We start from the raw sequence: 4,184 nt of genomic DNA on the forward strand, positions 1-4,184 counted from the left end.
GTTCGACAGGTATTTCGCCAACGGCACCGGCGCCGGTTTGGCAAAGCCAAGCCCGTATTTCTTGATCGTCGGCTTGTCAGCGATCAGCCAGCAGGCGGTTTCCTGTTCGCCCTCGCAAGCCGCGATCAGCGCCGCACCGACATCGTGATAGCTTTCGCTTTCATTGGTGAACCGCTTGCCGTTTTTCAGCACGGCGATGATGCCCGGTTTGTAGCGGTCCAGCAGGTGCGGGAAGGCCTTGAACTTGCCGCCGCCAACCGGAACCTTCGAGACCGGCATCCATGCCGAGGTGCTGGGGAAATGTATGTCGAACTTACCGCCGACCGCAGTGCCCAGATCAATGCCGTCGCCGGTATTGCCTTCGGGCACGGGCGAGAAATGTTCGCCGCCGCGCCGCAGATGCGGATAGGCCTTTCGGATCTTGTCGATGCCATGGGCAAAGCCGCCCGCCGCCAGAACCACGCCTTTGCGGGCGGTGATCTGAACCGTCTTACCGCCGCTTTCGACCACGGCACCGACCACGGCTTTGTTTTCGATGGTCAGTTCCTTGGCCGGGGTGTCGGTATAGATCGGGATACCCAGATCGAAACACGACTTGGCCAGCCGCGCCGCCAGGGCATTGCCCGAGGTCACGTTGGTGCCGCGACCATAGCGGGCGACCTCAAGGAAATGCGCGATCAGGCGCTTGGTGACATAGGCAAAGGATTTGGCCGACTTGGTGGCGTTGAAGAAATGCTTGATGTCGGCATTGGACGAATTGAACATCATCCCCATGAAGGTGATGGTCTGCAGCGGCGGCCGCAGGCGTTTCAGGTCTTCGCCCAGAACCGATGTATCAAACGGCGCGGCCAGAACCGAGCGGCCGATCTCGACCCCGCCGGGCGCGTCCGGGTGATAGTCGGGATACAGCGTCGGCACGAATTTGACCGCCGTTTCCGATTCAAAGAATTTCAGCATCTTCGGGCCTGCGTCCAGAAAGGCCTCGACCGCTTCGGATTGGTAGAAATTGCCGGTCTCGGATTTCAGATAGGTCTCTGCCGCCTCGCGGCTGTCCTCGCCGGTGAAATGCGGGTTGCCGGGGATCCACAGCACGCCGCCCGAAAACGCGGTTGTGCCACCATAGACCGGCTCTTTTTCGACGATGATGACCTTTAGCCCGTTCTTGGCCGCCGTGATCGCAGTTGCCATGCCGCCCGCGCCCGCGCCGATTACCAGCACGTCACAGGTTTCTTTGCCGCTTAATGCCTTCGCCATGTCGGTTCCTCCCAGAGATGCCGCAGCCTCTGAGAGGCGCGGCCGAATTGTTGCTGTCAGATATGCCAGCGCCGGGGCGAATGACGAATGGACGCAGCGGATCTTTTGTTGCACAATTCGAATTCTGCGGCCCGGCGGGCCAGTCCGAACCGCAGCAGGAGGAGACCCATGGCAAGCCCAAGAAAACCGTCTATTCCCCGGTATTACCTGTATGGAGACCGGGTGCATGACGTCGAACTGAATTTCCTGCATGTCGAACCAATTCGGGAAAGAAGCGGTCAGCATGATTGGACTATTCGCGCGCATGCGCATCCGGATCACCTGCAGTTCCTGCTGATCGAGCGTGGTGGCGGCACCATCCGGATTGAATCGAACGATTATGAAATCCCGACCCTCAGCATTGTCGTTGTGCCAGCGGCCATGGTGCATGAAATCCATTTTCGCCCCGGCACCGACGGCACGGTTATCACCGCCGCAACGGCCTATGCGACGGCGGTTGCACAGGGCGATACCCGGTTTTTGGATGTGCTGGTTGCGCCGCAAGTCTATCCGTTGGGCGACAGTGGCGTGAACGTGGACGGCATTATCGACGCGTTTCACTGGATCAACCGCGAATATGTCTGGTCGGCGCCGGGCCGCCGCGCGGCGATCATGGCGCAATTCCTGCGCATCCTCGTCGCCCTGATGCGGTTGCGCAGTGAAATGGTCAGCACGCGCTTTGCCGCCGGGGACCGCGATTATGACATCCTGCACCGTTATCGCGAGTTGCTGGAGCATAATTTCCGCATCGAAAAGGGGCTGGAATTCTATGCCCGCAAGCTGGCGATCAGCGCGCAGCGCCTGAATCAGGCCTGCAAGGCGCGGGCGGGCAAGACCTCGTCCGAGCTGCTGCACGAGCGCACGATCATCGAGGCCAAGCGCTATCTCATCTATATGGAACTGACCGTGGCCGAAGTCGGTTATGAGCTGGGGTTCGAGGACCCGGCCTATTTCAGCCGGTTCTTTTCCCAGCGCGTCGGCCAACCGCCCGGCGCCTATCGCGAGGCCCACCACGCGCAACAGGAACAGGCGGCCGAATAGGCGATTGTGCAAGGGAATGGCGGTTTCTTCCATTCCCTGACCGGCCCATGCCGGGGCAAGGTGATCTCCCAATCAAGCGGAGGCGGGAATGCTGTATGAACTCAGAGCCTATGATCTGATGCCAGACAAGGGTCCGGCCTATCTGGATCTGTTTCGTAAGAACGGCGTTCAATTCGTCACCCGCCATCTGCCGATGCTGGGGTATTGGCTGACAGACACCGGTGCACTGAACCGGCTGTATCATCTGTGGGCCTATAAAAGTCTGGACGAACGTCTGGCCTGTCGCGCCGGGCTGGCGGGCGATGCGGATTGGAACGATGGGTTCATGCCCAAGGGCTTTCCGCTGATCGTGTCGCAGCGCAACATGATGATGCAACTCGAAACCAGCTCGGAAATGTTGGACCGGGCCACGGCGGCGCGGAAAACCGTGCATCCGGGTCAGGACGATGCGACCCCGATGTTTACCCCGGCCTATCTGTCGCTGACGATGGAGGGCGATGTGGTGCCGGGGGTGGAACTGCTGGGCCGCTGGCGGGTCGTTTCGGGCGAGCAGCCCGGCCAGATCGTCACCCTGTATCGCCATGAAACCGACGATCCGATGGCCACCGCGACCGGGGCCGCGCGCCACGAATTGTTGCGCGCAATCACCTGTTCGCCGCTCAGATAGGTGCGCCGGACGGGTCGCCTGCCGCGCCGAATGCGGTCCAGCCGCCATCGACACTGAGCACTGTTCCGGTGATGCCCGAGGCTGCGGGCGAGGCCAGAAAATAGACCGCCTCCGAGATTTCGCGCGGCGCCAGCATCCGGCCCATCGGCGTGCGGGCCAGAATGGTCTGGGCGTTCAGCAGGCCGTCAGAGATCAACTTTTCCACCAGCGCGGTGCGCACATATCCGGGGGCAACCGCGTTGACCCGCACCCCTTGCGCCCCCCATTCAGCCCCCATGGATTTGGTCATGGCGATGATCCCGGCCTTGGCTGCGCCATAGGCGTTGCGGCGCGGCAGGCCGGTCAGCCCGGCGATGGACGAGAAATTGACGATCGCGCCGCCGGTGCCATGCGTGATCATCATCGCGGCGGCCTGTTGCGACAGGATAAAGGTGCCGGACAGGTGGACCTCAAGAACCTTGCGGAAATGGCTGGGCGTCTGCTCCAGCGTCGGGGCGCTGGTGTCACCGATCCCGGCATTGTTCACCAGCACATCCAGCCGTCCATAACGCTGTGTGATGGCCTGAAACACGGCCTTTGCGTCATCCTCGTCGGTGACGTTGCAGGCCAGCCCCAGATGATCGGGGCCCAGTTGTTCGGCGCGCTGGGTGGCAAGGGGTCCGTCCAGATCGGCGATCACCACGCGATGGCCGCGCTGGGCAAACAGTTGTGCGGTTTCCCAACCGATGCCCTGAGCGGCTCCGGTGATCAGGCAAACGGGGGCGTCGGATTTTGTCATGTGCGGCTCCTGTCGAATTGGCAGGTCAGAAAGCTGCGCTGGTCGCCGGTTTCCCGCAATGGATGCAACCCCGGAATGGTTGGACAAATCCGATAGAACGGATCGTCCAACCGGCTGTGCGTTCCGTCCATTCCGTCCGGTGTCAGGCCGTGTCAGACTAAGCCGGAAACAACGCGGAGGAATTACGATGAAAGTCATGCTGACCGGGGCAAGCGAAGGTATCGGCGGCGCGACCTGCCGCCTGTTGGCCCGCCGCGCCACCGAAGCAGGGTCGCGGCTGAAACTGGTCATGACCGCCTCGGGGGCCAAGCCCGCGCCGCAGACCCTGCTGGACGATCTGGCGGCGATGGGGGCCGAAACCTTGTTCCTGACCGGCGATATTGCCGATGTCGATACCGCGCGGGA

General features: G+C 61.9%; 5 protein-coding genes. 3 read left to right on the plus strand and 2 right to left on the minus strand.

Translation table 11 applies throughout. From position 1 onward, the window contains the following. Positions 1-1,254 (minus strand): FAD-dependent oxidoreductase (locus ABYW26_RS11350; protein WP_372604991.1); only part of this gene is annotated, 1,254 nt, incomplete at its 3' end. Positions 1,255-1,422: 168 nt separating this feature from the next. Between ABYW26_RS11350 and ABYW26_RS11355 the strand changes: the two genes are divergently transcribed. Continuing rightward, the gene (locus ABYW26_RS11355) at positions 1,423-2,334 is read left to right on the plus strand and encodes a helix-turn-helix domain-containing protein (RefSeq protein ID WP_372604992.1); all 912 of its coding nucleotides are present in this window, start codon (positions 1,423-1,425) and stop codon (positions 2,332-2,334) included. An 88-nt stretch (positions 2,335-2,422) separates the two neighbouring features. Beyond that, complete coding sequence (locus tag ABYW26_RS11360; RefSeq protein WP_372604993.1) at positions 2,423-3,001, plus strand: NIPSNAP family protein; 579 nt, start codon at positions 2,423-2,425, stop codon at positions 2,999-3,001. On the opposite strand, the gene ABYW26_RS11365 is transcribed toward ABYW26_RS11360, so the two are convergent. Beyond that, a complete protein-coding gene (locus ABYW26_RS11365; RefSeq protein ID WP_372604994.1) occupies positions 2,994-3,779 on the minus strand; it encodes a glucose 1-dehydrogenase in 786 nt (261 codons plus the stop codon). The two genes, ABYW26_RS11360 and ABYW26_RS11365, sit on opposite strands and share 8 nt — an antisense overlap. 187 nt (positions 3,780-3,966) lie before the next feature. Between ABYW26_RS11365 and ABYW26_RS11370 the strand changes: the two genes are divergently transcribed. Further along, positions 3,967-4,184: KR domain-containing protein (locus tag ABYW26_RS11370; protein ID WP_372604995.1), on the plus strand; the 218-nt coding region annotated here is incomplete at its 3' end.

The organism is Actibacterium sp., from assembly GCF_041584535.1.
Lineage (GTDB): Bacteria > Pseudomonadota > Alphaproteobacteria > Rhodobacterales > Rhodobacteraceae > Actibacterium_D.

What these genes read in the sequence shown, in the direction of transcription:
- ABYW26_RS11355 (WP_372604992.1), top strand. Translation starts at nt 1,423, where the DNA reads ATGGCAAGCCCAAGAAAACCGTCTATTCCCCGGTATTACCTGTATGGA.
- ABYW26_RS11360 (WP_372604993.1), top strand. Translation starts at nt 2,423, where the DNA reads ATGCTGTATGAACTCAGAGCCTATGATCTGATGCCAGACAAGGGTCCG.
- ABYW26_RS11365 (WP_372604994.1), bottom strand. Translation starts at nt 3,779, where the DNA reads ATGACAAAATCCGACGCCCCCGTTTGCCTGATCACCGGAGCCGCTCAG.